Origin of the sequence: Zobellella denitrificans, from assembly GCF_002237365.1 — a bacterium.
In the GTDB taxonomy this organism is placed as follows: Bacteria; Pseudomonadota; Gammaproteobacteria; order Enterobacterales; family Aeromonadaceae; genus Oceanimonas; species Oceanimonas denitrificans.
This window is the reverse complement of record NZ_NMUO01000011.1, coordinates 22630-48284: the sequence shown is the minus strand read 5'-3', so window position 1 is coordinate 48284 and position 25655 is coordinate 22630. Positions and strand designations below refer to the sequence as shown.

25 protein-coding genes and 5 tRNA genes are annotated in these 25655 nt (G+C 60.9%); 14 read left to right on the top strand and 16 right to left on the bottom strand.

Going from position 1 to position 25655, the window contains the following annotated elements; all coding sequences use genetic code 11:
- Positions 1-27 precede the first annotated feature (27 nt).
- The gene (locus CGX12_RS04325; RefSeq protein ID WP_094038667.1) at positions 28-423 is read right to left on the bottom strand and encodes a MerR family transcriptional regulator; all 396 of its coding nucleotides are present in this window, start codon (positions 421-423) and stop codon (positions 28-30) included.
- A 140-nt stretch (positions 424-563) separates the two neighbouring features.
- Here CGX12_RS04325 and CGX12_RS04320 point away from each other — a divergent pair, with 140 nt between their 5' ends.
- The gene (locus CGX12_RS04320) at positions 564-1058 is read left to right on the top strand and encodes a radical SAM protein (protein ID WP_094038666.1); all 495 of its coding nucleotides are present in this window, start codon (positions 564-566) and stop codon (positions 1056-1058) included.
- Here CGX12_RS04320 and CGX12_RS04315 read toward each other — a convergent pair.
- From CGX12_RS04315 to CGX12_RS04295, 5 genes are all read right to left on the bottom strand, one after another.
- Positions 1039-2856 (bottom strand): EAL domain-containing protein, encoded by a 1818-nt coding sequence (locus CGX12_RS04315; RefSeq protein ID WP_094038665.1) that lies wholly within the window; start codon positions 2854-2856, stop codon positions 1039-1041. The two genes, CGX12_RS04320 and CGX12_RS04315, sit on opposite strands and share 20 nt — an antisense overlap.
- 111 nt (positions 2857-2967) lie before the next feature.
- Positions 2968-3043: transfer RNA gene (locus CGX12_RS04310), tRNA-Asn, on the bottom strand.
- A gap of 17 nt (positions 3044-3060) precedes the next feature.
- Positions 3061-3136, bottom strand: a tRNA-Asn gene (locus CGX12_RS04305).
- A gap of 16 nt (positions 3137-3152) precedes the next feature.
- Positions 3153-3228: transfer RNA gene (locus CGX12_RS04300), tRNA-Asn, on the bottom strand.
- Between the two features lie 16 nt (positions 3229-3244).
- Positions 3245-3320: transfer RNA gene (locus CGX12_RS04295), tRNA-Asn, on the bottom strand.
- 794 nt (positions 3321-4114) lie between these two features.
- On the opposite strand from CGX12_RS04295, the gene phbB reads away from it, so the two are divergent.
- From phbB to glnS, 5 genes are all read left to right on the top strand, one after another.
- Entirely contained in the window at positions 4115-4861 is a 747-nt protein-coding gene (gene phbB, locus CGX12_RS04290) for an acetoacetyl-CoA reductase (protein ID WP_094038664.1), read from the top strand.
- Between the two features lie 38 nt (positions 4862-4899).
- The gene (locus CGX12_RS04285; protein ID WP_094038663.1) at positions 4900-6108 is read left to right on the top strand and encodes an acetyl-CoA C-acetyltransferase; all 1209 of its coding nucleotides are present in this window, start codon (positions 4900-4902) and stop codon (positions 6106-6108) included.
- Positions 6109-6161: 53 nt separating this feature from the next.
- Positions 6162-6497 (top strand): phasin family protein, encoded by a 336-nt coding sequence (locus CGX12_RS04280; protein ID WP_094038662.1) that lies wholly within the window; start codon positions 6162-6164, stop codon positions 6495-6497.
- Positions 6498-6624: 127 nt separating this feature from the next.
- A complete protein-coding gene (gene phaC / locus CGX12_RS04275; RefSeq protein WP_094038661.1) occupies positions 6625-8409 on the top strand; it encodes a class I poly(R)-hydroxyalkanoic acid synthase in 1785 nt (594 codons plus the stop codon).
- Between the two features lie 132 nt (positions 8410-8541).
- Complete coding sequence (gene glnS / locus CGX12_RS04270; protein WP_094038660.1) at positions 8542-10203, top strand: glutamine--tRNA ligase; 1662 nt, start codon at positions 8542-8544, stop codon at positions 10201-10203.
- 96 nt (positions 10204-10299) lie between these two features.
- Here the strand turns inward: glnS and fur are convergent, their stop codons facing one another.
- Positions 10300-10731: a ferric iron uptake transcriptional regulator gene (gene fur, locus CGX12_RS04265; protein WP_094038680.1), complete on the bottom strand. Its 432-nt coding sequence runs from the start codon at positions 10729-10731 to the stop codon at positions 10300-10302.
- Positions 10732-10905: 174 nt separating this feature from the next.
- On the opposite strand from fur, the gene CGX12_RS04260 reads away from it, so the two are divergent.
- Together CGX12_RS04260 and CGX12_RS04255 are read left to right on the top strand one after the other, a co-directional pair.
- Entirely contained in the window at positions 10906-11376 is a 471-nt protein-coding gene (locus CGX12_RS04260; protein ID WP_094038659.1) for a DUF4442 domain-containing protein, read from the top strand.
- 130 nt (positions 11377-11506) lie between these two features.
- A complete protein-coding gene (locus tag CGX12_RS04255; RefSeq protein WP_094038658.1) occupies positions 11507-11749 on the top strand; it encodes an LPP leucine zipper domain-containing protein in 243 nt (80 codons plus the stop codon).
- A 404-nt stretch (positions 11750-12153) separates the two neighbouring features.
- Here the strand turns inward: CGX12_RS04255 and CGX12_RS04250 are convergent, their stop codons facing one another.
- The 5 genes from CGX12_RS04250 to CGX12_RS04230 form a co-directional block, all read right to left on the bottom strand.
- The gene (locus tag CGX12_RS04250; RefSeq protein WP_254918205.1) at positions 12154-13053 is read right to left on the bottom strand and encodes a L,D-transpeptidase family protein; all 900 of its coding nucleotides are present in this window, start codon (positions 13051-13053) and stop codon (positions 12154-12156) included.
- A gap of 115 nt (positions 13054-13168) precedes the next feature.
- Positions 13169-13696 (bottom strand): flavodoxin FldA, encoded by a 528-nt coding sequence (fldA, locus tag CGX12_RS04245; RefSeq protein WP_094038656.1) that lies wholly within the window; start codon positions 13694-13696, stop codon positions 13169-13171.
- Between the two features lie 44 nt (positions 13697-13740).
- Positions 13741-14025 carry a LexA regulated protein gene (gene ybfE / locus CGX12_RS04240; RefSeq protein ID WP_094038655.1) on the bottom strand — a complete coding sequence of 95 codons (285 nt, stop codon included), beginning with the start codon at positions 14023-14025 and terminating at the stop codon, positions 13741-13743.
- Between the two features lie 3 nt (positions 14026-14028).
- Positions 14029-14250 carry a DUF2788 domain-containing protein gene (locus CGX12_RS04235; protein WP_094038679.1) on the bottom strand — a complete coding sequence of 74 codons (222 nt, stop codon included), beginning with the start codon at positions 14248-14250 and terminating at the stop codon, positions 14029-14031.
- A 56-nt stretch (positions 14251-14306) separates the two neighbouring features.
- Positions 14307-15074, bottom strand: coding sequence for an alpha/beta fold hydrolase (locus tag CGX12_RS04230; protein WP_094038654.1), 768 nt, complete (start codon positions 15072-15074; stop codon positions 14307-14309).
- Between the two features lie 131 nt (positions 15075-15205).
- Between CGX12_RS04230 and CGX12_RS04225 the strand changes: the two genes are divergently transcribed.
- The 4 genes from CGX12_RS04225 to CGX12_RS04210 all read left to right on the top strand — a co-directional run bounded on the left by CGX12_RS04225 (position 15206) and on the right by CGX12_RS04210 (position 19751).
- Complete coding sequence (locus CGX12_RS04225; protein WP_094038653.1) at positions 15206-15697, top strand: replication initiation regulator SeqA; 492 nt, start codon at positions 15206-15208, stop codon at positions 15695-15697.
- A gap of 22 nt (positions 15698-15719) precedes the next feature.
- Positions 15720-17363 carry a phosphoglucomutase (alpha-D-glucose-1,6-bisphosphate-dependent) gene (gene pgm / locus CGX12_RS04220; protein WP_094038652.1) on the top strand — a complete coding sequence of 548 codons (1644 nt, stop codon included), beginning with the start codon at positions 15720-15722 and terminating at the stop codon, positions 17361-17363.
- Between the two features lie 274 nt (positions 17364-17637).
- Positions 17638-18663, top strand: coding sequence for a succinylglutamate desuccinylase (gene astE, locus CGX12_RS04215; RefSeq protein ID WP_254918204.1), 1026 nt, complete (start codon positions 17638-17640; stop codon positions 18661-18663).
- A gap of 212 nt (positions 18664-18875) precedes the next feature.
- Positions 18876-19751 (top strand): hypothetical protein, encoded by an 876-nt coding sequence (locus tag CGX12_RS04210; RefSeq protein WP_094038651.1) that lies wholly within the window; start codon positions 18876-18878, stop codon positions 19749-19751.
- Positions 19752-19816: 65 nt separating this feature from the next.
- On the opposite strand, the gene CGX12_RS04205 is transcribed toward CGX12_RS04210, so the two are convergent.
- Both CGX12_RS04205 and CGX12_RS04200 read right to left on the bottom strand, forming a co-directional pair.
- On the bottom strand, positions 19817-20599 hold the full coding sequence (locus CGX12_RS04205) for a nucleoside-binding protein (RefSeq protein ID WP_094038650.1): 783 nt from the start codon (positions 20597-20599) through the stop codon (positions 19817-19819).
- Positions 20600-20762: 163 nt separating this feature from the next.
- Positions 20763-21314, bottom strand: coding sequence for an HPP family protein (locus tag CGX12_RS04200; RefSeq protein WP_094038649.1), 552 nt, complete (start codon positions 21312-21314; stop codon positions 20763-20765).
- 139 nt (positions 21315-21453) lie between these two features.
- Between CGX12_RS04200 and CGX12_RS04195 the strand changes: the two genes are divergently transcribed.
- Positions 21454-21660 carry a hypothetical protein gene (locus CGX12_RS04195; RefSeq protein ID WP_094038648.1) on the top strand — a complete coding sequence of 69 codons (207 nt, stop codon included), beginning with the start codon at positions 21454-21456 and terminating at the stop codon, positions 21658-21660.
- A 51-nt stretch (positions 21661-21711) separates the two neighbouring features.
- Positions 21712-21802: transfer RNA gene (locus CGX12_RS04190), tRNA-Ser, on the top strand.
- Positions 21803-21855: 53 nt separating this feature from the next.
- On the opposite strand, the gene CGX12_RS04185 is transcribed toward CGX12_RS04190, so the two are convergent.
- Together CGX12_RS04185 and CGX12_RS04180 are read right to left on the bottom strand one after the other, a co-directional pair.
- Positions 21856-24438, bottom strand: coding sequence for a TRAP transporter permease (locus CGX12_RS04185; protein WP_094038647.1), 2583 nt, complete (start codon positions 24436-24438; stop codon positions 21856-21858).
- A 129-nt stretch (positions 24439-24567) separates the two neighbouring features.
- Complete coding sequence (locus CGX12_RS04180) at positions 24568-25545, bottom strand: TAXI family TRAP transporter solute-binding subunit (RefSeq protein WP_094038646.1); 978 nt, start codon at positions 25543-25545, stop codon at positions 24568-24570.
- Positions 25546-25655 lie beyond the last annotated feature (110 nt).

Genomic DNA, 25655 nt, shown 5'->3' with positions numbered 1-25655 from the left:
CCCGCTTCCCGCTTCCCGCTTCCCGCTTTAGTGATGCTTCATCTTTTCCAGCGCTTCCCGTGCCTTGATGTCGGCGGCGTCCAGCTCCGCCAGCACCTTTTCGATGTCTTCCTGCTGTTGCTGCAGGCTGGCGCGCTTTTCTGCGATCATCGCTATCATGGAGTGCAGCTGGGGGCGTGAGCTGTGCTCGGCATCGTACAGCTCGAACAGCTCACGCATTTCCGCCAGGCTGAAGCCCAGGCGCCTGCCGCGCAGGGTAAGCGCCAGGCGGATCCTGTCTTTGTGGCTGTAGATGCGGGTGTTGCCCTTTCTCCTGGGATTGAGCAGGCCCAGCTCTTCGTAATGGCGCAGGGTGCGCGGGGTAATGTCGAATTCATCGGCCAACTCAGAAATGGTGTAGGTGACTTCCTTATTGGGCATCATCGATCACTCCTGCGCAATGTCGGTAAGGGCTGCGGACGAAGCCAGACCTTACACCCATACGCCCGGGCTGTGAAGTCCGGCTTTGACTCGCCCCCGAGATTGGGCCAAGATGAAGGCTTTGCCGCTATTTCGGAGAGGCTGTGTTTATCTTCAAGGTGCAAGACGGGCAGGGGGGGCGGGCCGAGATCCGCATCCAGGCGCTGGACTGGAGCGAGCAGGGCGAGGTGGTTTTTTCCTGCAACAGCGATGCCCTGGCCATACTGCTCCTGTCCGGCTGTCGCTCCGGCAAGGGGTTCTTTTCACTGCTGCCGGGTACCAAGCCGATGTACGTGGAGCAGTGGCTGGAGTACCTGCAGGAAGAAGGGAAGCTCGGGCAGGTCGAGGTGGAGATCAAAACTCCCCTGGATCCCGGTTACGGTGAGCTTTGCGGCCTGGACTCGGAGCAGATAAAGACCCTGCTCGAGCTGGTTTACCGGGTCGGCGGCTTCAACCGGTTGCAGATCATGCGCTACCTCAAGCATCGGCATAATCCGTCCACCATGTCGACCCGCTACAGCCCGGAGGAGATCACGCGCTACCGTCACCTGGGGGAGCTGATCAACTACCTGCTCCGGCTTAAATCGTCAGCCCCTTGAAGGTGGCGAGGTCGCCGGGTTTGGCGACCAGGTAGCCCTGGACGCCGTCGATGTACATGCTCTCCAGCACCCGTTTTTGCTCGGCGGTTTCCACCCCCTCGGCGATCACATGGCAACCCAGGCGCTGGGCCAGATCCACTATCATGCGCACGAACTGCTGGTTGGTGCTGTCCTCTTCCAGGTGTTTCACCAACTGGGCATCGAGCTTGATGTAATCGGGCTTGACCTCTTTCAGCAGGCGGAAGGAGCCGTAACCGTGGCCGAACTTGCTCACTGCCGAGCGGGCCCCGCAACGACGGATCATCTCCAGCAGCCGCTTGCCGGCTACCAGCTGGTGTTCCAGCACGTGCTCGTCCAGCTCGAACACCAGGTTGGAGGTGATGTTCATGTCGCGTAGCAAGACCCGCTCCAGCCAGATCAGGAAGGAGTTCTGCTGCAGGCTGGCGGGGGTCAGGTTGAGTGCCCAACGCTGGGCCGGTATGTCCTTTTGTATGATCTGGCGCAGGCTCATCTCGATGATCTTCTGCTCGAACTGCATCGACATATCCAGCCGCTGCACCATGGCGAACACCGTGGTGGTGGGATAATAGCCGCCGCTGCCGTTGGGAAAGTGAGAATAAATCTCGTTGTAGCCGGGCATGCCGGGCTTGCGGATCTGCACCGGCTGTACCAGCAACTGGATCCGGTCTTCTTCCAGCATGGCCTGCAAGCGCTGGCGCCACTGGCTTTCACCCAGATCCTCGTCCTCCTGGTTTTGCAATACGATGCGCCAGCCGTTGGGCTCGCCTCCCTGGGCCTTGGCCAGGGCGGCATCGGCGCGGATCAGCACCTGCTCCGGCGACTGCCCCGGCAACAGCTGGGTAAAGCCCATGTAGGCGGCGCAATCCAGCTCGTGCAACCGCTGGTAATGGTTCAGATCCTGGTGCAGCTGGGTGCCCAGGCTGTCGGCCAGGTGCTCGCACTGCCCCTTGGCCAGCACGGCGATGTCGCTGCCATTGATGCGATAGGCCCGGGCACCCAGCACCGGCTGTATGGTCTTGCGGATCAGGCGGGCAATATCCTGCAGGTACTGATCACCTGCCTGGAAACCCAGGCGGCTATTGGTATCCTGCAGCGCGCTGGCCCTGACGATCATCAGGGTGGCGGTGGCGAGCTTGTTGTCATCGCTTAGCATCAGGGTCAGGTCGCGCCGGAAGGCATAGCGGTTGCCGAGCGCGGTCAGGCTGTCCTGGTGGCTCTGCTGATGGGCTTCGCCGAGTTGTTGCTGCAGGCTCTCTATCTGCTCCCTGTAGCTCTGGTGCAGGCCGACGATACCCTGCTCCACCGGATCCCGACCGCCGAGCTGATTCAGCTCCGGGTCGAGCAGGAGGGCGCGTAGATGTTGCTCTTTTTCACGGCTTTCCCGGCTCCAGCGCAGGTAAAGACCGCCAAACACCAGCAAGGTGGTCAGGCCCAGGGGAAGTGAGATCAGCAGCCATTGCTGGCTGGCAGGCCGGGTATCGAGACGGTAAAACACCGGGGTCTGAGCCACGACACGGCGATGGTTGCCCGCGGCCTGGCCAAACCACCAGGCCTGGCTGTCGCTGGCGAGCGGTTGTCCTATCGACAGCTCGGCCAGGCCCGGCAACAGGCCGGGGTGGTGATCCTCGGCCAGTAGCTGCGCGAGGCGTTCATCGATTTGCCGCTCCTGGTGGGCGAGGGCGCGATAGCTGGCCCACCAGGGAAGCAGGAGGCTCAGAAGGATTAAGATGGCGCCTGCCAAGAGCAGCACCTGGCCGAAGGGGCGAGTTTCCCGCATAACCATTATCCTTGTAAAAACGGGACAACAGAGTTAGTAACAGAGGGCATCATTAGGAACTGATGGACATCGGCTCATCATGGGCCAAGGGAGGGGAAATAACAAGGAAATTGGCTCCTCCTGCTGGACTCGAACCAGCGACATACGGATTAACAGTCCGCCGTTCTACCGACTGAACTAAGGAGGAACAAAAACTGGTTAAACTGGCTCCTCCTGCTGGACTCGAACCAGCGACATACGGATTAACAGTCCGCCGTTCTACCGACTGAACTAAGGAGGAACAAAACTGGTTAAACTGGCTCCTCCTGCTGGACTCGAACCAGCGACATACGGATTAACAGTCCGCCGTTCTACCGACTGAACTAAGGAGGAACAAAACTGGTGCAACTGGCTCCCCCTGCTGGACTCGAACCAGCGACATACGGATTAACAGTCCGCCGTTCTACCGACTGAACTAAGGGGGAAGTGCCTCTTTCAATGCGAGGCGCATGTTAATGTCTGCCCCCAAGGCTGTCAACACTCAAAGCCGCGTTACCAACGAAATCAGGCTGTTTGCTCTAAGAATGTGCAATGGCCGTCGATTTATGCGGCAACCCTGTGGCGGGGAAGGGGCCGCGCAGGCGCGAAGGCCTGCGAGCGAGGCCTATCCCGCCGCCAATGGCAGGCGATGGACGTAGCCGGGGCGTGGATGATTACCTTGCTGCCTTGTGGTGCTTCGATGCCCCGATATGGTGTAAAAGTAAATACCGGTTGAAGAATAATGCACCAGAACAAGACAGGCGCAGAGTAATAACACTAGCGGTGTAAAGTGTCTGTTTCATTTTACGGTTCTGGTTTTATTTGAAAATGCACACCCGGATGTCGTTGATGATATTTCAGATATGAACCTGGGAGCTTGCGAGCGGGCTGCGAATGCGACGAGAGGGTTTACATTGCTGGAGTAAAACGCCAGCGGTACGTTATTTTTGGTTTTTTAGATTGCAGTTTATGTCTTCCTTGGTTTTTTATTCTGATATTTATCTATTGAATAGTATTGGCTTTTAAGTGAGGCTGTTTAATGAAAAAAACGACTAAAGTTAATTTATTTGTCATAAAAATAGGCTTATAGTGGTTTGGTCAAGACGCTCAAGCTTAAATAAAAAAGTTAAAGAGAGTACGAGGATTTTGGTATTGCTTCTGGCTTGAACAAGAGGAGCCTTACCTGTGATATCGGTGTATCGCCGAATTTGATATGGCTGTAAACAAAGGAATGGATTTGATGACTGATAAAAAAGTTGCGCTGGTGACCGGAGCCGCCGGTGGAATAGGAACAGAAGTGTGCCGTTTGTTTTTGGAAAATGGATACAAGGTTGTGGCGACACACCGTCCAGGAAAAGAACAACAGGCCACCAACTGGTTGCAGGAAGAAAACCTGGCCGACAAGGACATCCAGTTGCTGGCACTGGATGTGAGCGATCACAACGGGGTCAGCGAAGTACTGGCCGAAACCCTGCGTAAGCTGGGACATATCGATGTCCTGGTCAACAACGCCGGCATCACCCGCGATGCCACCTTCAAGAAAATGACCTTCCAGCAGTGGCAGGAAGTGATGGACACCAACCTCAACAGCCTGTTCAGCGTTACCCAACCCATATTCAATCAAATGTGTGAGCAGGGCAGCGGTCGCATCATCAATATCTCTTCCGTCAATGGCCTCAAGGGGCAATACGGTCAGGTGAACTATTCCGCCGCCAAGGCGGGCATGATCGGTTTTACCAAGGCCCTGGCCGCGGAAGGTGCGCGCTTTGGTGTCTGCGTCAATGCCGTGGCGCCCGGTTATACCGCGACCCCCATGGTGACCGCCATTCGTGAAGACGTGCTGGATTCCATCAAGGCCACCATTCCCCTCAAGCGGTTGGCTACCACCGAAGAAGTGGCCGGAGCGGTATTGTACCTGGCCGGTGAATACGGCGGTTACATTACCGGTGAAACCCTGTCGGTCAACGGCGGTCTCTATATGAAGTAAGGCCCGCTGGCCTGTTATCAACGGAGTGAGCATTATTTATGTCTGAATCTGTATATATTGTTGCGGCCAAACGCACCCCCATCGGCAGTTTCTGCGGTGCCCTGAAAACCGTTCCTGCCGCAGAGCTGGCCGGCATTGCCATCAAAGGCGCACTGGCGCAGGCCGGCCTGTCGCCGGACAAGGTCAACGAAGTGATCGTCGGCAACGTGGTGAGTGCCGGCCAGGGCATGGGCGTGGGTCGCCAGGCGGCACTGGCCGCGGGCATTCCGGCCGGAGTGCCGGCTTACACCCTGAACATGGTGTGTGGCAGCGGCATGAAGACCCTGATGGACGCCTGTGCCCATATCAAGGCGGGCGATGCCGAAGTGGTGGTGGCCGCCGGCTGTGAAAACATGTCCCAGATCCCCTTCGTGGTGAAAGGCGATCTGCGGGGCGGCAACAAGATGGGCGACATGGCCCTGTCCGACCTGCTGATCAGCGACGGCCTGACCGATGTGTTCAACAAGTACCACATGGGCGTGACCGCCGAAAACGTGGTGGCCCAGGAAAAGATCAGCCGCGACGAGCAGGATGCCCTGGCCGTGGCCAGCCAGGCCAAGGCGGTGGCGGCGATTGAAGCCGGTCACTTCAAGGCCGAGATAGTGCCGGTGGAAGTGAAAAGCCGCAAGGAAACCCTCACCGTCGACACCGACGAGTATCCCAAGGCCGGCACCACCCTCGAGACCCTGGCCAAGCTGCGCCCGGCTTTCAAGCCTGATGGCTCGGTCACGGCGGGCAACGCCTCCGGCATCAACGACGGCGGCAGCGCCATTATCGTGGCCAGCAAGTCGGCCGTGGAGAAATACGGCCTGACTCCCTTGGCGGAAGTGGTCAGCTATGGCCAGGGCGGTATCGACCCCGAGATCATGGGGCTGGGCCCGGTGCCGGCTATCGACCAGGCGCTGTCCCGCGGCGGCCTCAAGCTCGAGCAGATGGAGCGCCTGGAGCTCAACGAAGCCTTCGCCGGCCAGGCGCTGGGCGTGGTCAGACAGCTTTCCGGCAAATACGACATCGCCGAGCAGGCGCTGCTGGAGAAGACCAACATGAACGGCGGCGCCATCGCCCTGGGTCATCCGCTGGGTGCTTCGGGCAACCGCATCCTGGTTACCCTGCTGTATGAGCTGCAGCGCAGCGGTTCCACCCTGGGGCTGGCGTCCCTGTGCGTGGGCGGTGGCATGGGCACCGCAGTAGTACTGAAACGGGTCTGAGGCAAGACGCCGCCCGAATAACAACGATTTACTTTCCCTTTAAGGAACTGGTTATGTACACCGATATTTTCAAAAGCTTTAACGATCAAACCGAAAAGGCCTTCGGCCCCCTGATGAAATACAACCAGCTGGTGGCCAAGAACTTCACCGATCTGACCAACCTCCAGCTTGAAGCCGCCCGCCAGTATGCCGATATCGGCCTGGCCCAGCTGCAGGCCAACAGCCAGGTCAAGGACGTGCAGAGCCTGGTCAGCTGTGGCGCCAAGCAACTGGAAACCATGACCCGCATCAGCCAGCAGATGATCGAAGACGGCAAGAAGCTGGCCGACCTGGCCCAGGAGTTCAAGGCCGGCCTCGATGCCCTGGCCGCAGACGCCCAGAAAAAATAACCGTCTGGGATGGCCTAGCCCGTCGGGGATATAGATACAGCCAGGGAAGGGGCTCTCAGGGCTCCTTCCCGTTGTCGTTGCCGTATTTCCCTGCTCTTGCGGGCGCTATCTCAATCAGGGAGGGACAATGCAGCAAGATATGTATAACGGTACCGATCCCATACGTCAGTTCTTTCAGTGGAATGAGACCATGTGGTCGGACATGCAACGTGCCAGCCTGGGAGACAACCCGGTGACCCAGGCGTTATCGGAAGTCAATGCCCAGGATCTGAAGACCTTTTATGACGCGGTCTCGACCAACCCGATGCGGCTGCTCGACCTGCAGATGCAGTGGTGGCAGGGCCAGCTGGCCATCTGCCAGAACAGCATGGTCAAGACGCTGGACAAGGATGCCGTCAGCCTGATCCAGGATCCGCCCGGCGAGCGGCGCTTTCAGCATAAATCCTGGCGGGAGGATCCCCACTTCGACTTTATGCGCCAGTCCTACCTGCATTTCGCCAAGTCCTTGGCCAATATGCTGGACGTGGTGGAAGGTCTGCCCGAGCCGGTGCGCCAGCGGCTGCACTTTTTCTTTCGCCAGACCATCAACGCCCTGTCGCCCACCAACTTTATCTGGAGCAACCCCGAACTGTTGCACCGGACCCTGGAGGAAAAGGGAGCCAACCTGGTCAAGGGCATCGAGTTGTTCCAGGAAGACCTGGCCGCCAGCGCCAACCTGCTCAAGATCCGCATGACCCGGCAGTCCGCCTTTACCCTGGGCCAGGATCTGGCCACCACCCCCGGCGAGGTGGTGTTCAGGAACGACATCTTCGAGCTGATCCAGTACCAGGCCAGCACCGAGACGGTGCACCAGACTCCGTTGCTGGTGGTGCCGCCCTTTATCAACAAGTTCTACATCCTGGATCTCAAGGAGCAGAACTCCCTGGTGCGCTGGCTCAGGGATCAGGGCCATACGGTCTTTATCATGTCCTGGCGCAATCCGGGCAAGGAGCAGGCCAGCATCGGCTTCCAGGATCTGATCCACTCCGGCACCATGGAAGCGATCCGGGTGATCGAGCAGATCACCGGCGAGAAGGAAGTGAACGCCATCGGCTACTGCATCGGTGGTACCCTGCTGGCTTCCACCATGGCCCTGTACGCGGCCCGGCGGATGAAGCCCAGGGTCAAGAGCGCGACCTTCCTGACCACCCTGCTGGACTTCACCCAGCCGGGAGAGGTGGGGGTCTTCATCAACGAGCCCGTGGTCGGCGCCATGGAGCAGATGAACGATGCCCAGGGTTTCTTCGATGGCCGGCAGATGGCGGTGACCTTCAGCCTGCTGCGGGAAAACAGCCTGTACTGGAACTATTACATCGACAACTACCTGAAAGGCGAAGAGCCGGCGGATTTCGATATCCTGTACTGGAACAGCGACAGCACCAACCTGAGCGCCACCTGCGCCAGTTTCCTGCTGCGGGAGCTGTACCTGAACAACCGGCTGAGCCGGGCCGGCGAGGTGAAGGTGGGCAACTTCGGCATCGACCTGTCCAAGGTGAAGACGCCCAGCTATTTCCTCTCCACCAAGGAAGATCATATCGCCCTGTGGGATGCGACTTTCATGGGGTCCAGACTGCTCGGCAGTGAGACCACCCTGGTGCTTGGCGAGTCAGGGCATGTGGCCGGTGTGGTCAACCCGCCGAACAAGAACAAGTACGGCTACTGGCTGAGCGATGCCCCTTTCAAGAGTGCAGAGCAATGGCTGGCGTCCGCCAGGCGGGAAGGCGGCTCCTGGTGGCCGCACTGGCAGCAGTGGGTGACGCCCTACCTGGGTGAGCAGCCGGTGCCGGCGCGGGCGGTGGGCAGTGCCGAGTGCCCGGGCCTGATGCCGGCGCCGGGCCGCTATGTGCAGCAGGCGCTGCCGATAGAAGACTGAGCCTCTCAAGCCGCCTGCGGGCGGCTTTATTGATGGTAAAGCCGGTTATTCCGGCTCTGCCTATTGAGCCCCGGGCGGAGATCATGGATCATGAGCGTTTGATTATGCTATCCCCACACTCGAGGTGCATGAATGAGTCAGGCGGACCATCGTCCCAGCAATTTTATTCGCCAAATCATCGATGAAGATTTGGCCAGCGGCAAACATCAGTCGGTACAGACCCGTTTCCCGCCAGAGCCGAATGGCTATTTGCACATCGGCCATGCCAAGTCCATTTGTCTCAACTTCGGGATCGCCCAGGACTACCAGGGACAGTGCAACCTGCGTTTCGACGACACCAACCCGGAGAAGGAAAGCGTCGAATACGTCGAGTCCATCAAGCGCGATGTGCACTGGCTCGGCTTCGAATGGAGTGGCGATGTCCGTTATTCCTCCGACTATTTCGACCGGCTGCACGGCTACGCGGTGGAGCTTATCGAGAAGGGCCTGGCCTATGTGGACGAGCTGGCGCCGGAGCAGATCCGCGAATACCGTGGCACCCTGACCACGCCGGGACGCAACAGTCCTTACCGGGACAGGCCGGTGGACGAAAACCTGGCCCTGTTCGCCCGCATGCGCAACGGCGAGTTCAAGGAAGGTGAAGCCTGCCTGCGCGCCAAGATAGACATGGCCTCGCCTTTTATGGTGATGCGCGATCCCGTCTTGTACCGGGTACGCTTTGCCCACCATCACCAGACCGGGGACAAGTGGTGCATCTATCCCATGTACGACTTTACCCATTGCATCTCCGATGCCATCGAAGGCATCACCCATTCCCTCTGTACCCTGGAGTTCCAGGACAACCGCCGCCTGTACGACTGGGTGCTCGACAACATCAGCATCGACTGCCATCCGCGCCAGTACGAGTTTTCCCGGCTCAACCTGGAATACACCGTGATGTCCAAGCGCAAGCTGAACCAGCTGGTGACCGACGGTCACGTGGAAGGCTGGGATGATCCGCGCATGCCCACCATCTCCGGTCTGCGCCGCCGCGGTTATACCCCGGCCTCCATCCGTGAATTCTGCCAGCGCATCGGTGTGACCAAACAGGACAACACCGTCGAGATGAGCATGCTGGAAGCCTGCATCCGCGACGATCTCAACGAGAACGCGCCGCGGGCCATGGCGGTGCTGCGTCCGCTACGGCTGGTGATCGAAAACCTGGCCGAGGATCACCTGGAAACCCTGAGTGCGCCCAATCACCCGAACAAGCCCGAGATGGGCAACCGGGAGCTGCCCTTCACCCGCGAGCTGTACATCGACGAGGCGGATTTCCGGGAGGAGGCCAACAAGAAGTACAAGCGGCTGGTGCTGGGCAAGGAAGTGCGACTGCGCAACGCCTATGTGATCAAGGCCGAGCGGGTGGAGAAGGATGCCGATGGCCGCATCACCACCCTCTACTGCAGCTACGACCCCGATACCCTGGGCAAGGATCCGGCCGATGGCCGCAAGGTCAAGGGCGTGATCCACTGGGTCTCCGCCAGTCATGGCGTACCCGCCGAGGTGCGGATCTACGATCGGCTGTTCAGCGTGCCCAACCCGGGGGCGGCGGAGTCCTTCGAGCAGGCGCTGAACCCGCGTTCCCTGCTGGTGCTGAAGGACGCCGTGGTGGAACCCTCCCTGACCCGTGCGGAGCCGGAAAAGGCGTTCCAGTTCGAGCGGGAAGGCTACTTCTGCCGGGACAACAAGGCCGAGGGGTTGGTGTTCAACCTGACCGTCGCCCTGCGTGATTCCTGGGGCAAGGAAGAGGGTTGAGCCCGCAGGGGCCGTCACCGGCGGCCCCTTGTCATCCAATAAAAAGCCGCGACCCGGTCGCGGCTTTTTGGTGTCTGGCGGACGACCAGTGGGGCGTCAGTCGTCGTTGTGGTTGCACTGCTCGTTGGTGCAATGGCCGTATAAGTACAGGCTGTGGTTGGTGAGCTTGATATTGTACTGGCTGGCGATGTCGCGCTGGCGCTGCTCGATGATCTCGTCGTGGAACTCGATGACCTTGCCACAGTCCAGGCATACCAGATGGTCATGGTGCTCCTGGGTAGCCAGCTCGAACACCGACTTGCCGCCCTCGAAATGATGACGGGTAACGATACCGGCATCGTCGAATTGGTTCAGAACCCGGTAGACGGTCGCCAGGCCGATTTCTTCCCCTTGGTCGATCAGCAGCTTATACAGATCTTCCGCACTGACATGCTGGGTTTCCGGTTGTTGCAGCAGCTCGAGTATCTTCACTCGCGGTAGCGTCACCTTGAGCCCTGCTTTTTTCAGTGCTTGATTGTTGTCAGCCATAAAAATAAAGGTTCGCATTTCGTTTGGGTATTGCTTTTATTGTGCTTCTTCCCGCCCCTGATGGCAACCTCAATCTGGCCTGCGGGCGAATGGCCAGGATCCCGGCGAGAGGGCTGACAAGGATGATGCGTCTTTGTTAGTATCGGCTTCAATGTTAACTGGTCTGATGAGTTTATGAGGCTGATATTTTCTCGCCCCTGGCTATTGCGCCGCCTGTTGAACGGCTGGCCCCCCTTCTGGGGGGCGGGGATCCGCATCGAGCGGCTCAGCTCCGACTACAGCTACTGCCGGGTGGGGCTGGTGCTGCGCTGGTGGAACAAAAACGCCAACCGTACCCAGTATGGGGGTAGCCTGTTCTCGATGACGGATCCGGTCTATGCCATGATGCTGATGGCGGTGCTGGGGCAGGACTACCATGTATGGGACAGGGCGGCCAAGATCACTTTCCTCAAACCGGGTCGGGGGCGGGTCTACGCCGATGTCCATCTGAGTCGCGAACGAGTGGACGAGATCCTTCGTGCCACCGAGCAGGGTGAAAAATACTTCCCCCATTTCCGGATCAATATCCTGGACGAACGGGGAGAACTCATCGCCGAGGTGGAGCGGACCCTCTATGTGCGCAAAAAACGAGCAAACAAACGTTAAATCATGACGTTAAGCAAAAATTCCTAATGTCATGGTCTATAAAATAATTTGCGATAAGCAGGGAACTTCGTCCATACTTATGGCGCCTAATGTGGTCTTTTTGACTCCCAAAAAAAACAAGGAGCAGGTAATGCGTAATAAAATGATGTTAGTAGGTGGTGTTGTTAGTGCTCTGTTGCTGGCTGGCTGTAGCTCTACTACCGCTCTGGAAAGCAAGCTGGATAGCCTGGCCCAGGACGTACAGGCCGTACAACAAGGCCAGCAAATGAACTCTGCCAAGATCGACCGTCTGGCCGCCGACGTTGCCGAAGCTCGCGCTTCTGCCGACCGCGCCAACTCTCGTCTGGATCAGATGGGCCGTTACACCAAGTAACATTGGTTGCACGGAAAAAAGCCTGGCCACTGGTCAGGCTTTTTTGTTTCTGGCGCCGGGCCTGCCGAGCCGGAAGATTGGCCTGACCATTTACCCGCTTTTCTCAGGTTGAAGGATGAGGCGCCTCCCGCAGCCGCCAGGCAACACACTGCCGGCGGTGTTAGTCGCATTACCCATAGCTGTTTCCGCGATATCGGTGCGGCGGAGCCCTCAGGAATGGGTTCACGGTGTGTCTGCGTGCGGGACACGGTTGATGTAGCTCTATTATGATCGGTTACTTAGGTGCCCTGGGGCTTTCCCCGGGCAATGCCTATCTCAGGGTGGACAGCCTGGATGTCATGGGTGGGGGCGGATCGAGTAGGGCTGAATGAACAAGGGTGCCAGCGGCACCCTTGTTTGTTGACTCAGTACTGTTGGCCCACCAGTTGTGGCACGCCCTGCTGGCGCTGGATCACTTCCTCGATCAGGCTGCGGTCCGCGCCCTGCTCCAGCAGCGGCATCAGGGCACTCAGGTCCAGCGGACGGTTGTCGGCCAGCCCTTCGGGGGTCAGCGGTTCGTGGGCTTCGACAAAGGTCTGGCCGTACTGATCGGTACTGACCTTGAGCGCCTGGTTCACGACCTGTACCCGGGTGCCGTTGCCCACCTGGGCGAACAGCCATTCCACGTGCTCGGGGTACATGCGGATGCAGCCGGCGCTGGAGCGCAGGCCCACGTCCAGGGGATCGTTGGTGCCGTGGATCAGGTATTCGCCGCTGCCGTAGGCCAGGCGCATGGCGTAGTCACCCAGGGGGTTGTCCGGCCCCGGCGGCACCACCGCCGGCAGGGAGATGCCCTTGGCGGCGTATTCCCGGCGGGTGTTGGCGGTGGGCGTCCAGGTCGGATTCTTGCGCATCTCGGAGATGCGGGTGATCATCTCCGGGGTGGCCCGGCCGACCCGGCCGATACCGATGGGAAACACATAGACTTCGTTGCCCTGCTCCGGGTAGTAGTAAAGCCGCAGTTCCGCCAGGTTGATGACGATGCCCTGGGTTTCGGCCCTGGGCAGCAGCAACTGGTGCGGGATGATGACCCGCTGGCCCGGCTGCAGCAGCAGCAGATCCTGATCCGGGTTGGCCGCCATCATCAGGATGGGACTGACGCCGTAGTAACGGGCCAGGGCCGCCAGGTTGTCACCCTCCTGGGCGGTGTGGATCAGTATCTGGCCCACCGGCTGCCCCTTGTCTTCCGGCAGGGGGAGGGGATTGATGTTGGCCTGGGCCAGCGCCGCCGGCAGCAGCAGGACCAACAGTAAGGATCTTAACATTTTCATGCTCTGTTTCTCTTGTCTCGATTCTGGTTCGGGTTGTTCGGCGTTATCGTCAGGCATACAAAAAAGGGACGCGCGGTCCGCATCCCTAAATTAGACCCGAACAATAAGCTTAAGATTCCAGCTCTTTCAGGCACATCTCTTCATAGATCTGCTTGCACCAGGCCTTGACCCTGTCCTGGGTCAGCTCGGGTTGCCGGTCTTCGTCTATCCCCAGGCCGATAAAGTGGCCGTCGTCCACCAGGGCGCGGGATGCCTCGAAGTCGTAGCCCTCGGTCGGCCAGTGACCGATGATGATGGCGCCCTTGGGCTCGATGATATCACGCAGGGTACCCATGGCGTCGAGAAAGTACTCGGCGTAGTCTTCCTGATCACCGCAGCCGAAAATGGCCACCAGCTTGTCGTTGAAGTCGATGTGCTCCAGCTCCGGGAAGAAGTCGTCCCAGTCGGCCTGGGATTCGCCGTAGTACCAGGTGGGAATGCCGAGGATCAGCAGGTCGAAGCCGGCGATGTCCTCCTTGGTGCTCTTGGCGATATCGTGCACCTCGATCAGATGCTTGCCCAGCTCTTTCTGGATCATCTTGGCCACGGCTTCGGTATTGCCGGTGTCACTTCCAAAAAACAGACCTACGCTTGCCATAATAATGCTGTACCTTAGAAAATGTGATTGTCAGGCCGCCCGGCCTAATCGAAATCCTGTTGCTCCAGCTGTTGCAACAGTAACGCCTGAATCAGTTCTGCCCGGCTGAGCTGGCGCTCGGCGGCAAGCAGGTTCAATTTGCTCAACAAGGCCTGATCCACCTTCAGCTCGATGCGCCTGAGGCCGCGTTCGCGATCCCGCCTGAGCTGATTGCGCTTGTTGAGCTTGAGCTGGGCTTGCCGGGGCAGGGGATTGGTCTTCGGCCTGCCGGGCCGACGCTCGTCGGCAAACAAGTCCAGCGTGGTTCTGTCCGCATCTTGCTTGGCCATGGGTTAACCGAGACCGCCTCCTTCCCAGGCGACTTCGATGATCCCCTTGGCGACAAAGCCGGCACAGCCCAGAAACAATACCAGCCACACGATGAAGCGGCCAAACCTGGGCACCTTGCCCCGCTTGAGCACATCCTGGATAGCCAGCCCGATCAGCAGGAAAATGGCCACGAAAAACAGCTTGAGACCCAGGCTTTCCAGCAGCTCGATTTGCTCCAATGACATCATGTTGCCCGACCGTTGAAATTGAGCGCAACTATACCATAAAGGATTTGAGCCTGTTAACCGGCCTCGGTCAGGAAATCCAGGACTAAGCGGTTGAAGGCCTGGGGTTTCTCCGCGTGCAGCCAGTGCCCCGCGCCCTGGATGACGCGGGCACGGGCCTGCGGAAACTGTTGCAGCACCCGGGGCTGGTGTTCGGGCAGCAGGTAGTCGGACTCGGCTCCCTTGATAAACAGGGTGGGGCCCTGGTAGGGCAGGGGCAGGCCGGGCCAGCCCATGATGGCCTGGTAATGGGCGAACAGCACCGGCACGTTGAACCGCCAGGGTTGCTCGCCCTCGGGCACGAAGGATTTCAGCAGAAACTGGCGCACCCCGGCCGACTCGACGTAACGGCCGAGCACCTCGTCCGCCTCCTTTCTGCTCCGGCAACCGGCCTCGGTCACCGCCAGCAGCCCCCGGAACACGGCGTCGTGGCGGGCCTGGTGGTAGGCGACGGGGGCGATGTCGGCCACCGCCAGGGAGCGGATCCGTTCGGGGGCCAGGCCGGCGGTCATCATGGCGATCTTGCCGCCCATGGAATGCCCCACCAGGGCCGGTCGCTCCAGCTCGAGCCGGTCGGCCAGGGCCAGGATGTCGCCGGCCATCTCTTCATAATCCATCCGCTCGCTGCGGGGGGAGAGCCCATGGTTGCGGACATCGACGGCGATGATCTCGAAGTGTTCGCTCAAGGAGCGGCTGAGGCCATTGAGGTTATCCAGGTTGCCGAACAGGCCATGGATCAGCACGACCGGGCGGCCCTGCCCCTGGCGGCGAAAATTGAGTTGCATGCGAGTTTCCCGAACTGGACCAAGGGCGTTATTGTTGCCTGCGGCGGCCAGCGGCGCAACCCGCTTGGGCCTGGTGTCGCCTCCATGTATAATCGGGCTCCTCATTGGGAGTGGACATGCCAGAAAAGATGATGAAAACCATAGAGGTAGATGAAGACCTTTACCGTTATATCGCCAGCAACACCCGCCATATCGGCGAGAGCGCCTCGGACATACTGCGCCGGCTGCTGAAGCTTGAGCCGGCCGCCGTGGCGGCGCCGGTGGCGGCATCGAGCCCCGCGCCGGGCCAGGGCATCGCCCAGATGCTGGGCAGCAACCAACTGGCGGCGGAAGAGTCGGCCATCGATCGTTTTATGCGCATACTGTCGGTGCTCTACCGGGAAAATCCCGCCTCTTTCGCCCTGGCGACCGACATCAAGGGCCGCAAGCGCATCTACTTCGCCGACTCCGAGGCGGCCCTGCTGGCCGCCGGCAACACCACCAAGCCCAAGGCCATCGAAGGCAGCCCCTACTGGGTGATCACCAATACCAATACCGGCCGCAAGCGCAATATAGTGGCGCAACTGATGGCGGCCATGGGCTATCCCCATGGGCTTATCGAGCGGGTGTGCCAAAGCATTTAACTGACTTGGAAGGATTGAACCCATGACCATGCACCCCAGGGCCGGTACCCCGGCCGACGCCGCCGATCTCGTCAATATTCCGCGGCTGATGAGTGCCTATTTCCAACTGCGGCCGGATCCGGCCCGGACGGAGCAGCAGGTGGTCTTCGGCACCTCCGGGCACCGGGGCTGCGCCCTGGACGGCAGTTTCAACGAACTGCACATCAGGGCCATCTGCCAGGCGGTGGCGGAGTACCGGACCGGCCGGGGGCTGGACGGCCCGCTGTTCCTGGCCATGGATACCCACGCCCTGTCGGAAGCGGCCTGGGGCACGGCCCTGGAAGTGCTGGTGGCCAACGGGCTGGAGGTGAGGGTGCAGCAGGGGCGGGGCTATACGCCGACGCCCGTGGTGTCCCATGCCATTCTCAACCATAACCGCGGGCGGACGCAGGCCCTGGCGGACGGCATCGTCATCACTCCTTCCCACAATCCGCCCCGGGACGGCGGCATCAAGTACAACGGGCCGGACGGTGGCCCGGCCGCGGCCGACGCCACCCGCTGGATCCAGGACAGGGCCAACGCGCTGATCGCCGCCGGCGGTGCCGGTATCACCTCGGTGCCCTTTGCCGAGGCGCTCGGACGCGCCGTGCAGCTCGACTATGTCGAGGCCTATGTGGCGGAGCTGGGCGAGGTGGTCGACATGGCCGCCATCCGCGAGGCCGGCATCCGCATCGGCATCGATCCCCTGGGGGGAGCCGGCCTGGCCTACTGGCCGCGCATCGCCGAGCGCTACGGTCTGGATATTACCGTGGTCAACCCGCGCCAGGATCCGACCTTCTCCTTTATGACCCTGGACCACGACGGCCAGATCCGCATGGACTGCTCCAGCCCCTACTGCATGGCCAACCTGCTGGCGCTGAAGGAGGAGTTCGACATCGCCTGTGGCAACGATCCCGACTACGATCGCCACGGCATCGTGGACCGGGACGGGCTGATGGATCCCAACCACTACCTGGCGGTGTGCATCCATTATCTCTTTACCCACAGGCCCCGCTGGCCGGCCACCCTGGCGGTGGGCAAGACCCTGGTGTCCTCGTCGCTCATCGATCGGGTGGCGACCCACCTGGGACGGTCGCTGATGGAAGTGCCGGTCGGCTTCAAGTGGTACGTGCAGAGCCTGGTCGATGGCCGGCTTGGCTTTGTCGGGGAGGAAAGCGCCGGCGCTTCCTTCCTGCGCCTGGACGGCGAGGTCTGGAGCACCGACAAGGACGGCTTCATTCCCTCCCTGCTGGCGGCGGAAATCCTGGCGGTGACCGGCCAGACGCCGCATCAATATTACGAACGGCTGGTGGCCGAGCTGGGGCGTCCCGTCTACCGTCGGCTGGATGCACCCGCCAGCCTGGCCCAGAAGCAGGTGCTGGCCGGGCTCAAGCGGGACGACGTCGAGGCCGAGACCCTGGCGGGGGATCCCATCGTCGCCATCCTGACCCGGGCGCCGGGCAACGGCGCCGAGATCGGCGGCCTCAAGGTGGTCACCGAACAGGGCTGGTTTGCCGCCCGTCCCAGCGGCACCGAGCAGGTATACAAGATCTACGCCGAAAGCTTCAGGGATCAGGCCCACCTCGAGCGGCTGATCGCCGAAGCCCGGCAGCTGGTGAGTGACACCTTCGCCAGGGCCGGGGTGTAACGGGGCGAGTCTCGTCCGCGGCGTGGTGCCGGGGGGCGCGCTCTTGCCGGCGCCCCTGCCGACATTTTTCGCCGGTTTTTCGCAGGGGCAGGAATGCATAACAAAGCGCCCCTGCCCGCCATCCCCGCATAACCGTTCAGGCCGGCCGCCTGGATCCTCATCCTGGCCCTGTTCGGTGCGCCGGGGACTATTTCCCATCGCTAGACTTTACTGCTGAAATCATGTTTTATCGCCATGTGATATTTTGTTTTTAATGATGTTACTGGAGGTAAATGTGAACGGAAGCCGTCTCGGTGATTTTTTGAGCCTCAGCAGGGAGCATCCCTGGGAGCTTGCCCCCTTCAGCGAAACCTTGCCCGATGGCGGCGAAATCCAGGTGTGGGACACCGGCGTCCTCTGTATCGAGCCGGCCTCGCCAGCGGACAAGGACATAGTGCTTTCCTGCGGCATCCACGGCAATGAAACCGCCCCCATCGAGCTGTGCGAACGGCTGTTGCGGGCGATAGTGGCCGGCCGCTTGCCCTGCCGCCAGCGGCTGCTGCTGATCTTCGGCAATCCGGCGGCGATGAACCTGGGGGTGCGGGAGCTGGAAGAAAACCTCAACCGGCTGTTTTCCGGGGCCCATGCCCGGGGCGGCCGGCACAGCCGGGAGCGGGAGCGGGCGGCCAGGCTGGAAGGCCATGTGGCGCGCTTCTTCGAGGCGCACCAGGGCGTAGAGCGGCTGCACTACGATCTGCACACGGCCATCCGCCCTTCCGCCTTTGAGAAATTCGCCATCTATCCCTTTCCCCACGGCGCGCCCTACAGCCGCCAGCAGCTGTCCTTCCTGGCGGGGGCTGGCGTCGACACCATACTGCTGGCCCATGGCCCGACCACCACCTTCAGCTATTTCAGCGCCCACCGTTTCGGGGCCCATGCCTTCACTGTCGAGCTGGGCAAGGTGATGCCCTTCGGCCAGAACGACGCCCGCCGTTTCACCGCCATGGAGCGTAGCCTGGAAACATTGATCAGCGAGCCTGGCTGGCAGGCCGCCGCGGTCGCGCTCGACCAGATCCGGGTATTCCGGGTATGCCAGGAAATAATCAAGCAGAGCGACGACTTCCGTTTCCACTTCGCCGACGAGGTGGCCAATTTTACCGCCTTTCCCGCCGGTACCCTGCTGGCGGAAGACGGCGAGCAACGCTGGTTTGTGCAGGAGCCGGAAGAGGCGGTGATCTTTCCCAACGTCAGGGTCGCGAACGGGCACCGGGCGGCCCTGATGGTGGTGGCCACGGAACTGCCCCCCGCACAGTTGTCCTGAATATCAGAGTGCCCGCCTCACGGGGACCACGGTGGCAATACCATCGTGGTCTTTTTTGTTTTAATTTTTGTGAGCAAAATGTAGATCTTTGGTGTGGGTTTATGTAATCATTTTTGTGCTTTAACAATAAGCAATAAAGGCACATTAACTAACGTTTTTGTATTCATAAAAATCAGGAAGTCACACTTCAAGAATGTGAGGGAATCACGGATATGAAACGCATCGGCAAGCGTATTTTTACCCTTTCGGCATTGGCCCTGGCGGTATCCGCCGCCCCCCAGCTCAGCGCCGCCACTTGGTCCGACACCTATATCGGATACAGATACGGCACCCAGTTCCAGGAGCCCAGCAACCCCGACAAGGTCAAGAAGCATGTGCTGCAGCTGACCCACGCCAGCGGCTACGCCTACGGCCAGAACTTCTTTAACCTGGATCTGCTGCAGTCCAACAACATGGATCCGGCCAGCGGTGATGCCAAGGGCGAGGGCAAAGGATCGACCGAAGCCTACCTGACCTATCGTCACCAGTTGCACCTGGGCAAGGTGTTCGACACCGATCTGGGCTTCGGCCCGGTCAAGGAAGTGGCGTTGACCGCCGGTTTCGATCTGAACACCAAAAATACCGCCTTCGCCCCGCGCAAGCGCATGCTGGTGGCGGGACCCACCCTGAAGTTCGACGTGCCCAAGGGCTTTGTGGATCTGAGCCTGCTCTATGCCTATGAGCAGAACCATTGCGGCCTGTCCGGTTGTGGTGCCCCCGGCAACCACAACGACATCAGCTTCGATCCCTACTATGTGGTCAGCCTGGCCTGGGGTCTGCCGTTCCAGGCCGGTCCGGTGCCGATGAAGTTCCAGGGCTTTGCCAACTACAACACCGAGAAGGGGGAAGACTATTTCAACAACGGCACCAAGCCGGAAATACTGTCGCGCACCTCGTTGATGGTGGATGTGGGGCAACTGGCCTTCAACAAGAGCAACACCCTCTGGGCCGGTGTCGGTTATGAATACTGGCGCAACAAGTTCGGCAACCACGGCAAGGATGGGGTGAACACCACGGCGCCGACCTTCCAGCTGGAATGGCACTTCTAAGCCGCCTGTCTACTGTCACTCCTGTGTATAAGCAGAAGAGCGCCGCGGCGCTCTTCTTTTTTATTTCAGAAGCGCCAGACCGCCAGTCCCTGCACTGCGCTTTCGCTGATATCGCTGCCGAACTTGTTGTGCCAGTACTGGTACTCTATGCCCACGAACAGCCGCTGGGGATCATTGAACAGGGTCTTGCCCAGATCGTAGCGCAGCTGGGGCTGGGCCAGGATATGGGCCTTGACCTTGTCGCCGAATTCATTGGTACGGCTGCCGATGTATTCGGCGTGGCCTTCCAGGCTGAAGTCGTGGTTGCCCAGGGCGAAGGGAAAGGCCCAGGCGGTGTCCAGCATCCAGCTGTCGCCTTCCTTGGGCGCCCCGCCGTTGGCGACCCCCAGGTTGTCGTCGATATAGGCGGTGATCAGGGTGTTGAAGAAGGCGGCGCCGGGCACGTCCAGGGCCAGCTGGATGCCGGGCAGGTATTTGCGGATCTTGCTGTCGCCGCCCGCGTTGACCCCCAGCACCAGGCCGACGTCCTTGATCGGGCCCAGGCTGAGGTCGGCTCCGCTTATCTTGCCGAGGCTGAAGTTGAAATAGGCTTCCCCGTACCAGTCCCGCTGCCGCTGGCCGTCGTCCCAGTCGGAGTAGTCGATAAAGAAGAAGTTGTCGCCGTATTTCCAGCCGCTGGCATGTTGCAGGGTATAGATATTGGTGGTCGACTTTTGCCCGGGATCGGACCCGAAAGGATTCTGCTTAAGGCTGCCCAACTGGTAGTGAAGCTCGGTCGTGCTCCAGTCGGCACCGAATGCGGGGGCGGCGGCCACGGCCACCAGCAGCGCTAAGGCGGTTTTTTTCATCATGACTCCCTGTCACATTTGTATCCACAATGTGGGCTGTATTGAGTTTAAAAACACGCCTGATTTGTACAAATCAGGCGGTGTGGCAATGTTACTCAAGTGTTGCCAGGGGAGTTGTGAGAGGCGTCACAATTCTTAATATATCTTTATATGGAGATTCTTTTTATGGAAGTTTCTTTCCGCCTGTTCCCTGCCCATGGGAGGCCGATGCGGCAGTGCCGGCGGAGGAAGGCGCCGCCGCCTTGGGGGCAAAGGGGTAGCGGCGGTGGGTAAAGGCCCGGTGATAGAGGCTGGCGAAGGCCACCATGAACAGGGTGCCGGCCAGGGTGGGCAGGATAAAGTCCATGGGGGGAAGGTGGGCACCGGAGAGATAGATCAGTATCGGATTGGCGCCGGCCGGCGGATGCAGGGTATCGGTCAGCACCATCAGGGTAATGCCGAGGCCGAAGCAGGTGGCCAGCCCCAGTATGGGATCCGGCAGCAGTTCGAGCCCGATCACCGCCAGGCTGGTGGTCAGCAGATGCCCGAGGATCACATGCCTGGGCCGGGACAGGGGAGCCGAAGGCAGCAATAACAGCAAGACCAGGGTAGCGCCCAGCGGTGCGCTCAGCACCATGAAGTGCGCCCAGCTTTTCAGGTAGCTCAGGCAGAGGACGGCGACGAAGGCGGCCAGGCCGGCCAGGGTGGCATCGCGCAGCCGGTGTTTAAAATGCATGGGGACCTCGGTGGCAATGGAGGAGAATGCTTGTTCACGGAACCAGGCAGAGCGTGAAATTGTATTTAAAATATATAAAAAATCAAAGGGCGGACTGTCGGCCTGGCCCTGATGACTGAAGTGATAGCCGGAGGTTGAGATGAGCGAACATGAATCCCTGCGCAAGGCACTGGCCTGGCTGTTGCAGCAACCGAAACTGGATCAGAGGGTGATTGCCGAGGCGAGCCGCCACTTCGATCTGTCGCCCCTGGATGAAGAATTTTTGAGCCAGTACTTTCTCGGTGGCGAGGAGAGGAGGGCATCCCTGTCAAAAAATGGCCGGAGTGGTGATTTAGGAAGCAATTGAATTTCCACCTATTTACAGCTCCGGTCGGCACACGTATGATGCGCGCTGTCCGGAGGGGTGGCAGAGTGGTTGAATGCACCGGTCTTGAAAACCGGCGTGGGTTAATAGCCCACCGTGGGTTCAAATCCCACCTCCTCCGCCAGATTGAAAACGCCGCTGAAGCATGGCTTCAGCGGCGTTTTTGCTTGTCGGGAGCTATCCTGCCAGACGTTCGCGGGCCTGCCGCCGGCGTTGCCGCCAGGCGACCAGGCCGGCCAGGGCCAGGGCGGGGAGGAACATCCACTCCTTGGAGGGCCGGTCCGCCGGGCGCTGCAGCGCCACGATTTCCAGATCGAAGTCCACCCCCAGCCGCTCGGCCTGGCTGCCGAAGTCCACCCGCTCGATGACGGCCTTGTCTCCCTCCACCCGCACCGCGCTGATACCGGTGCTGGCCAGCCGCTCCTCGGCGCCGCTGCGACTGGCATCGAAACGCAGCTTGACCACCTTGTTCACTTCCTCGCCGAACAGGTTGGTGCCGCCCAATTGGATAATGATGGACTCGGTAGGGCCCAGATCCGCCACCACCTGCCGCCACTCGGCGCCGTCGTATTCCGCCATGGGCGGATAGAGCCGGTCCCAGAAGAAACCGGGACGGAACAGGGTGAAGGCCACCAGCAGCAGCGCCAGGGTTTCCCACCAGCGGCTCCTGACCAGCCAGAAGCCCTGGGTGGCGGCGGCAAACAGCAGCATGGCGGCCAGCGCGCTCAGTATGGTCAGCAGCAGCCCCCACCAGCTGTCTATCCCCAACAGCAGCAACTGGGTATTGAAAATGAACATAAAGGGCAGTATGGCGGTGCGGATGTCGTAGGCGAAGCCCTGCAAGCCCGTCTTGATGGGATCCGACTTGGCGATGGCCGCGGCGGCGAAGGCGGCCAGGCCCACCGGCGGGGTGTCGTCTGCCAGAATGCCGAAGTAGAACACGAACAGGTGCACGGCAATCAGGGGCACGACAAGGCCGTGCTGGGCGCCCAGGTTGACGATGACCGGCGCCATCAGGGTGGACACCACTATGTAGTTGGCGGTGGTGGGCAGCCCCATGCCGAGCAGCAGGCTGATCACGGCTGTGAACAGCAGCATCAGCAGCAGGTTGCCGCCGGAGATAAACTCCACGAATTCGGTCATCACCAGGCCGATGCCGGTCAGGGTGACGGTACCGACGACGATGCCGGCGGCGGCGGTGGCCACGCCGATGCCGATCATGTTGCGCGCCCCGGTGACCATGCCCTGGAACAGATCGTCGAGCCCTTCCCGGCTCAGGGCGCCACAGGCGGCCTGATGGCGGAAAAACGCCTTGAGCGGCTTGTGGGTCACCACGATGAACATCATGAACAGGGTGGCCCAGAAGGCGGACAGCCCCGGCGAAAGCCGCTCCACCGTCAGGCACCACACCAGCACCACTATCGGCAGCAGGTAATAGATACCGGCCTGGAAGGTGGGACCCGGCTCGGGCATGTGAATGTCCGGATTGTTCGGATCGTCGATGGCCAGCTCCGGCAGCCGGGCGGCCAGCGCCACCAGGGCCACATAGGCGACCAGGGCGATGCCGCTCAGCACCCAGCTGGCGGTGGCGCCGAACAGGGTCTTGGTCCAGCCGATGCCGTAGTAGACGATGGCCGACAGCAGCATAAAGGCGATGACCACGGTAAAAAAGCCGGCCAGCCGTTGCAGGATCGTCGCCTTGCGCCGCTGTTGCAGCGGCTTCATACCGGCCTTGACCGCCTCCAGATGGACGATGTAGATGAGGGCGGCGTAGGAGATCAGCGCCGGCAGTATGGCGGCCTTGATCACCTCTATGTAGGAAATGCCCACGTATTCCACCATCAGGAAGGCGGCGGCCCCCATGATGGGCGGCGTGAGCTGGCCGTTGGTGGAGGCCGCCACCTCCACCGCGCCGGCCTTGCTGGCGGGAAAGCCGACCCGCTTCATCAGCGGAATGGTGAAGGTGCCGGTGGTGACCACGTTGGCGATGGAGGAGCCGGACACCAGGCCGGACAGGCCGGAGGACACCACCGCCGCCTTGGCGGGGCCGCCGCGCATGTGGCCGAGCAGGGAGAAGGCGACCTTGATGAAGTAGTTGCCGGCGCCGGCCCGTTCCAGCAGGGAGCCGAACAGCACGAACATGAACACGAAGGAGGTCGAGACCCCGAGCGCCACCCCGAATACCCCTTCCGTGGTCAGCCACTGGTGGGTGACGATGCGGTTGAGGCTGGCCCCCCGGTGGGCGATGACGTCCGGCATATGGGGGCCGGCGAAGGTATAGAACAGGAAGACTGCCGCCACCACCATCAGCGGCGGGCCCAGGGCCCGGCGGGTAGCCTCCAGCAGCAGCAGCATGCCGACGCAGCCGACCACCAGATCCTGGGTGGTGGGCAGTCCGGGGCGGGTGGACAGCTCCCGGTAGAACAGGAACAGGTAGGCGGCGGCAAAGGCGCCGGCCAGGGCCAGCAGCCAGTCCTGCACGGGAATGCGATCCCGCGGCGAGCGCTTGAGCGCCGGATAGGCGGTATAGGCCAGGAAGACGGCAAAGGCCAGGTGGATGGCCCGGGCTTCGGTGTCGTTGAGAATGGCGATGTTCAGCATAAAGGGCAGCGGCGACACGTACCACAGCTGGAACAGGGCCCAGGCGAAGGGGACCAGCAGCAGCACCCAGTGGCCGAACCCGGAAGGATGCCGGGCTCCGGTATCGGCGGCCAGCATGTCTTCGAGTTCTTGCCGGGTCTTATCTTGAGGTTGGGACATCAACGGCTCCTCCGATAGCCGCCAGACGGCCCCGGGCGGCAAAAGGGCGGCCCGGCTGGTGGCCGCCCCTGGGGCATCATGGCGTAACGGCAGGGCGGGGGCCCTGCCAGTTAGTTGAGCAGGGGGCTGTTACTCCACCAGGCCCGCTTCCTTGAAGTACTTGCGAGCACCATCGTGCAGGGGGGCGGTCAGGCCGTCCTTCACCATCTGCTCCTTCTGCAGGTTGGCAAAGGCCGGGTGCAGCCGCACGAACTGATCGAAGTTTTCGAACACCGCCTTGGTCAGCTCGTAGATGACGTTTTCCGGCACCTTGGCGCTGGTCACCAGGTTGGCGCCCACCCCGAAGGTCTGCACGTCCTCGTCGGCGCCGGCGTACTCGCCGCCGGGAATGGTGATGTAGCGGTAGTAGGCGTTATCGGCCACCAGCTTGTCGACCACCTCGCCGGTTACGCTGACCAGGTTGGCTTCGCAGGCGGTGGTGGCTTCCTTGATGGAACCGTTGGGGTGGCCCACCACGAACACGAAGGCGTCGATGCGGTTGTCGCACAGGGCCTGACCGTGCTCGGCCGGGCGCAGCTCGGACACCAGGCTGAAGTCGCCGTGGCTCCAGCCATAGGCCTTGAGCAGGATCTCCATGGTGTCGCGCTGGCCGGAGCCGGGGTTGCCGATATTCACTCGCTTGCCCTTGAGATCTTCAAAGGTTTTGATGTTGGCATCCTTGCGCGCCACTATGGTCAGGGCCTCGCCATGCAGGGCGAAGACGGCGCGCAGGTCGTCGAACTTGCCCTGATCGGCGAAGGGCGCCTCGCCGTGGTAGGCCTGATACTCCAGATCGGACTGGGCGATGCCCACTTCCAGTTCGCCGGAACGCAGGGAGTTGAGGTTATAGGCGGAGCCGCCGGTGCTTTCCACCGAGCAGCGCACCCCGTGCTCGGCCCGGCCCTGGTTGACCAGCCGGCAGATGGCGCCGCCGGTGGGATAATAAACGCCGGTCACGCCGCCGGTGCCGATGGTGATGAAGGTTTGCTCGGCTGCCATGGCCGCCGGCGCACTCAGGCTCAGTCCCAAAATGGCAGCGGCGCTGCCCATGGTTTTCTTGATCGACATAGTTCCTTTTCCTTGTCTTGGCTGTAAAGGGTCGGCCAATCGCGTTTGACCTGTAAGCCATTCAAAGATAGCAAAAAAATGTTGGTGTGTGGGACTTGTCCGGAGCAGGA

Bases quoted from the DNA above. Each gene is read 5' to 3' on its own strand.
- CGX12_RS04325 (WP_094038667.1), bottom strand. From the start codon at position 423: ATGATGCCCAATAAGGAAGTCACCTACACCATTTCTGAGTTGGCCGAT.
- CGX12_RS04315 (WP_094038665.1), bottom strand. From the start codon at position 2,856: ATGCGGGAAACTCGCCCCTTCGGCCAGGTGCTGCTCTTGGCAGGCGCC.
- phbB (WP_094038664.1), top strand. From the start codon at position 4,115: ATGACTGATAAAAAAGTTGCGCTGGTGACCGGAGCCGCCGGTGGAATA.
- CGX12_RS04285 (WP_094038663.1), top strand. From the start codon at position 4,900: ATGTCTGAATCTGTATATATTGTTGCGGCCAAACGCACCCCCATCGGC.
- CGX12_RS04280 (WP_094038662.1), top strand. From the start codon at position 6,162: ATGTACACCGATATTTTCAAAAGCTTTAACGATCAAACCGAAAAGGCC.
- phaC (WP_094038661.1), top strand. From the start codon at position 6,625: ATGCAGCAAGATATGTATAACGGTACCGATCCCATACGTCAGTTCTTT.
- glnS (WP_094038660.1), top strand. From the start codon at position 8,542: ATGAGTCAGGCGGACCATCGTCCCAGCAATTTTATTCGCCAAATCATC.
- fur (WP_094038680.1), bottom strand. From the start codon at position 10,731: ATGGCTGACAACAATCAAGCACTGAAAAAAGCAGGGCTCAAGGTGACG.
- CGX12_RS04260 (WP_094038659.1), top strand. From the start codon at position 10,906: ATGAGGCTGATATTTTCTCGCCCCTGGCTATTGCGCCGCCTGTTGAAC.
- CGX12_RS04255 (WP_094038658.1), top strand. From the start codon at position 11,507: ATGCGTAATAAAATGATGTTAGTAGGTGGTGTTGTTAGTGCTCTGTTG.
- CGX12_RS04250 (WP_254918205.1), bottom strand. From the start codon at position 13,053: ATGTTAAGATCCTTACTGTTGGTCCTGCTGCTGCCGGCGGCGCTGGCC.
- fldA (WP_094038656.1), bottom strand. From the start codon at position 13,696: ATGGCAAGCGTAGGTCTGTTTTTTGGAAGTGACACCGGCAATACCGAA.
- ybfE (WP_094038655.1), bottom strand. From the start codon at position 14,025: ATGGCCAAGCAAGATGCGGACAGAACCACGCTGGACTTGTTTGCCGAC.
- CGX12_RS04235 (WP_094038679.1), bottom strand. From the start codon at position 14,250: ATGTCATTGGAGCAAATCGAGCTGCTGGAAAGCCTGGGTCTCAAGCTG.
- CGX12_RS04230 (WP_094038654.1), bottom strand. From the start codon at position 15,074: ATGCAACTCAATTTTCGCCGCCAGGGGCAGGGCCGCCCGGTCGTGCTG.
- CGX12_RS04225 (WP_094038653.1), top strand. From the start codon at position 15,206: ATGAAAACCATAGAGGTAGATGAAGACCTTTACCGTTATATCGCCAGC.
- pgm (WP_094038652.1), top strand. From the start codon at position 15,720: ATGACCATGCACCCCAGGGCCGGTACCCCGGCCGACGCCGCCGATCTC.
- CGX12_RS04210 (WP_094038651.1), top strand. From the start codon at position 18,876: ATGAAACGCATCGGCAAGCGTATTTTTACCCTTTCGGCATTGGCCCTG.
- CGX12_RS04205 (WP_094038650.1), bottom strand. From the start codon at position 20,599: ATGAAAAAAACCGCCTTAGCGCTGCTGGTGGCCGTGGCCGCCGCCCCC.
- CGX12_RS04200 (WP_094038649.1), bottom strand. From the start codon at position 21,314: ATGCATTTTAAACACCGGCTGCGCGATGCCACCCTGGCCGGCCTGGCC.
- CGX12_RS04195 (WP_094038648.1), top strand. From the start codon at position 21,454: ATGAGCGAACATGAATCCCTGCGCAAGGCACTGGCCTGGCTGTTGCAG.
- CGX12_RS04185 (WP_094038647.1), bottom strand. From the start codon at position 24,438: ATGTCCCAACCTCAAGATAAGACCCGGCAAGAACTCGAAGACATGCTG.
- CGX12_RS04180 (WP_094038646.1), bottom strand. From the start codon at position 25,545: ATGTCGATCAAGAAAACCATGGGCAGCGCCGCTGCCATTTTGGGACTG.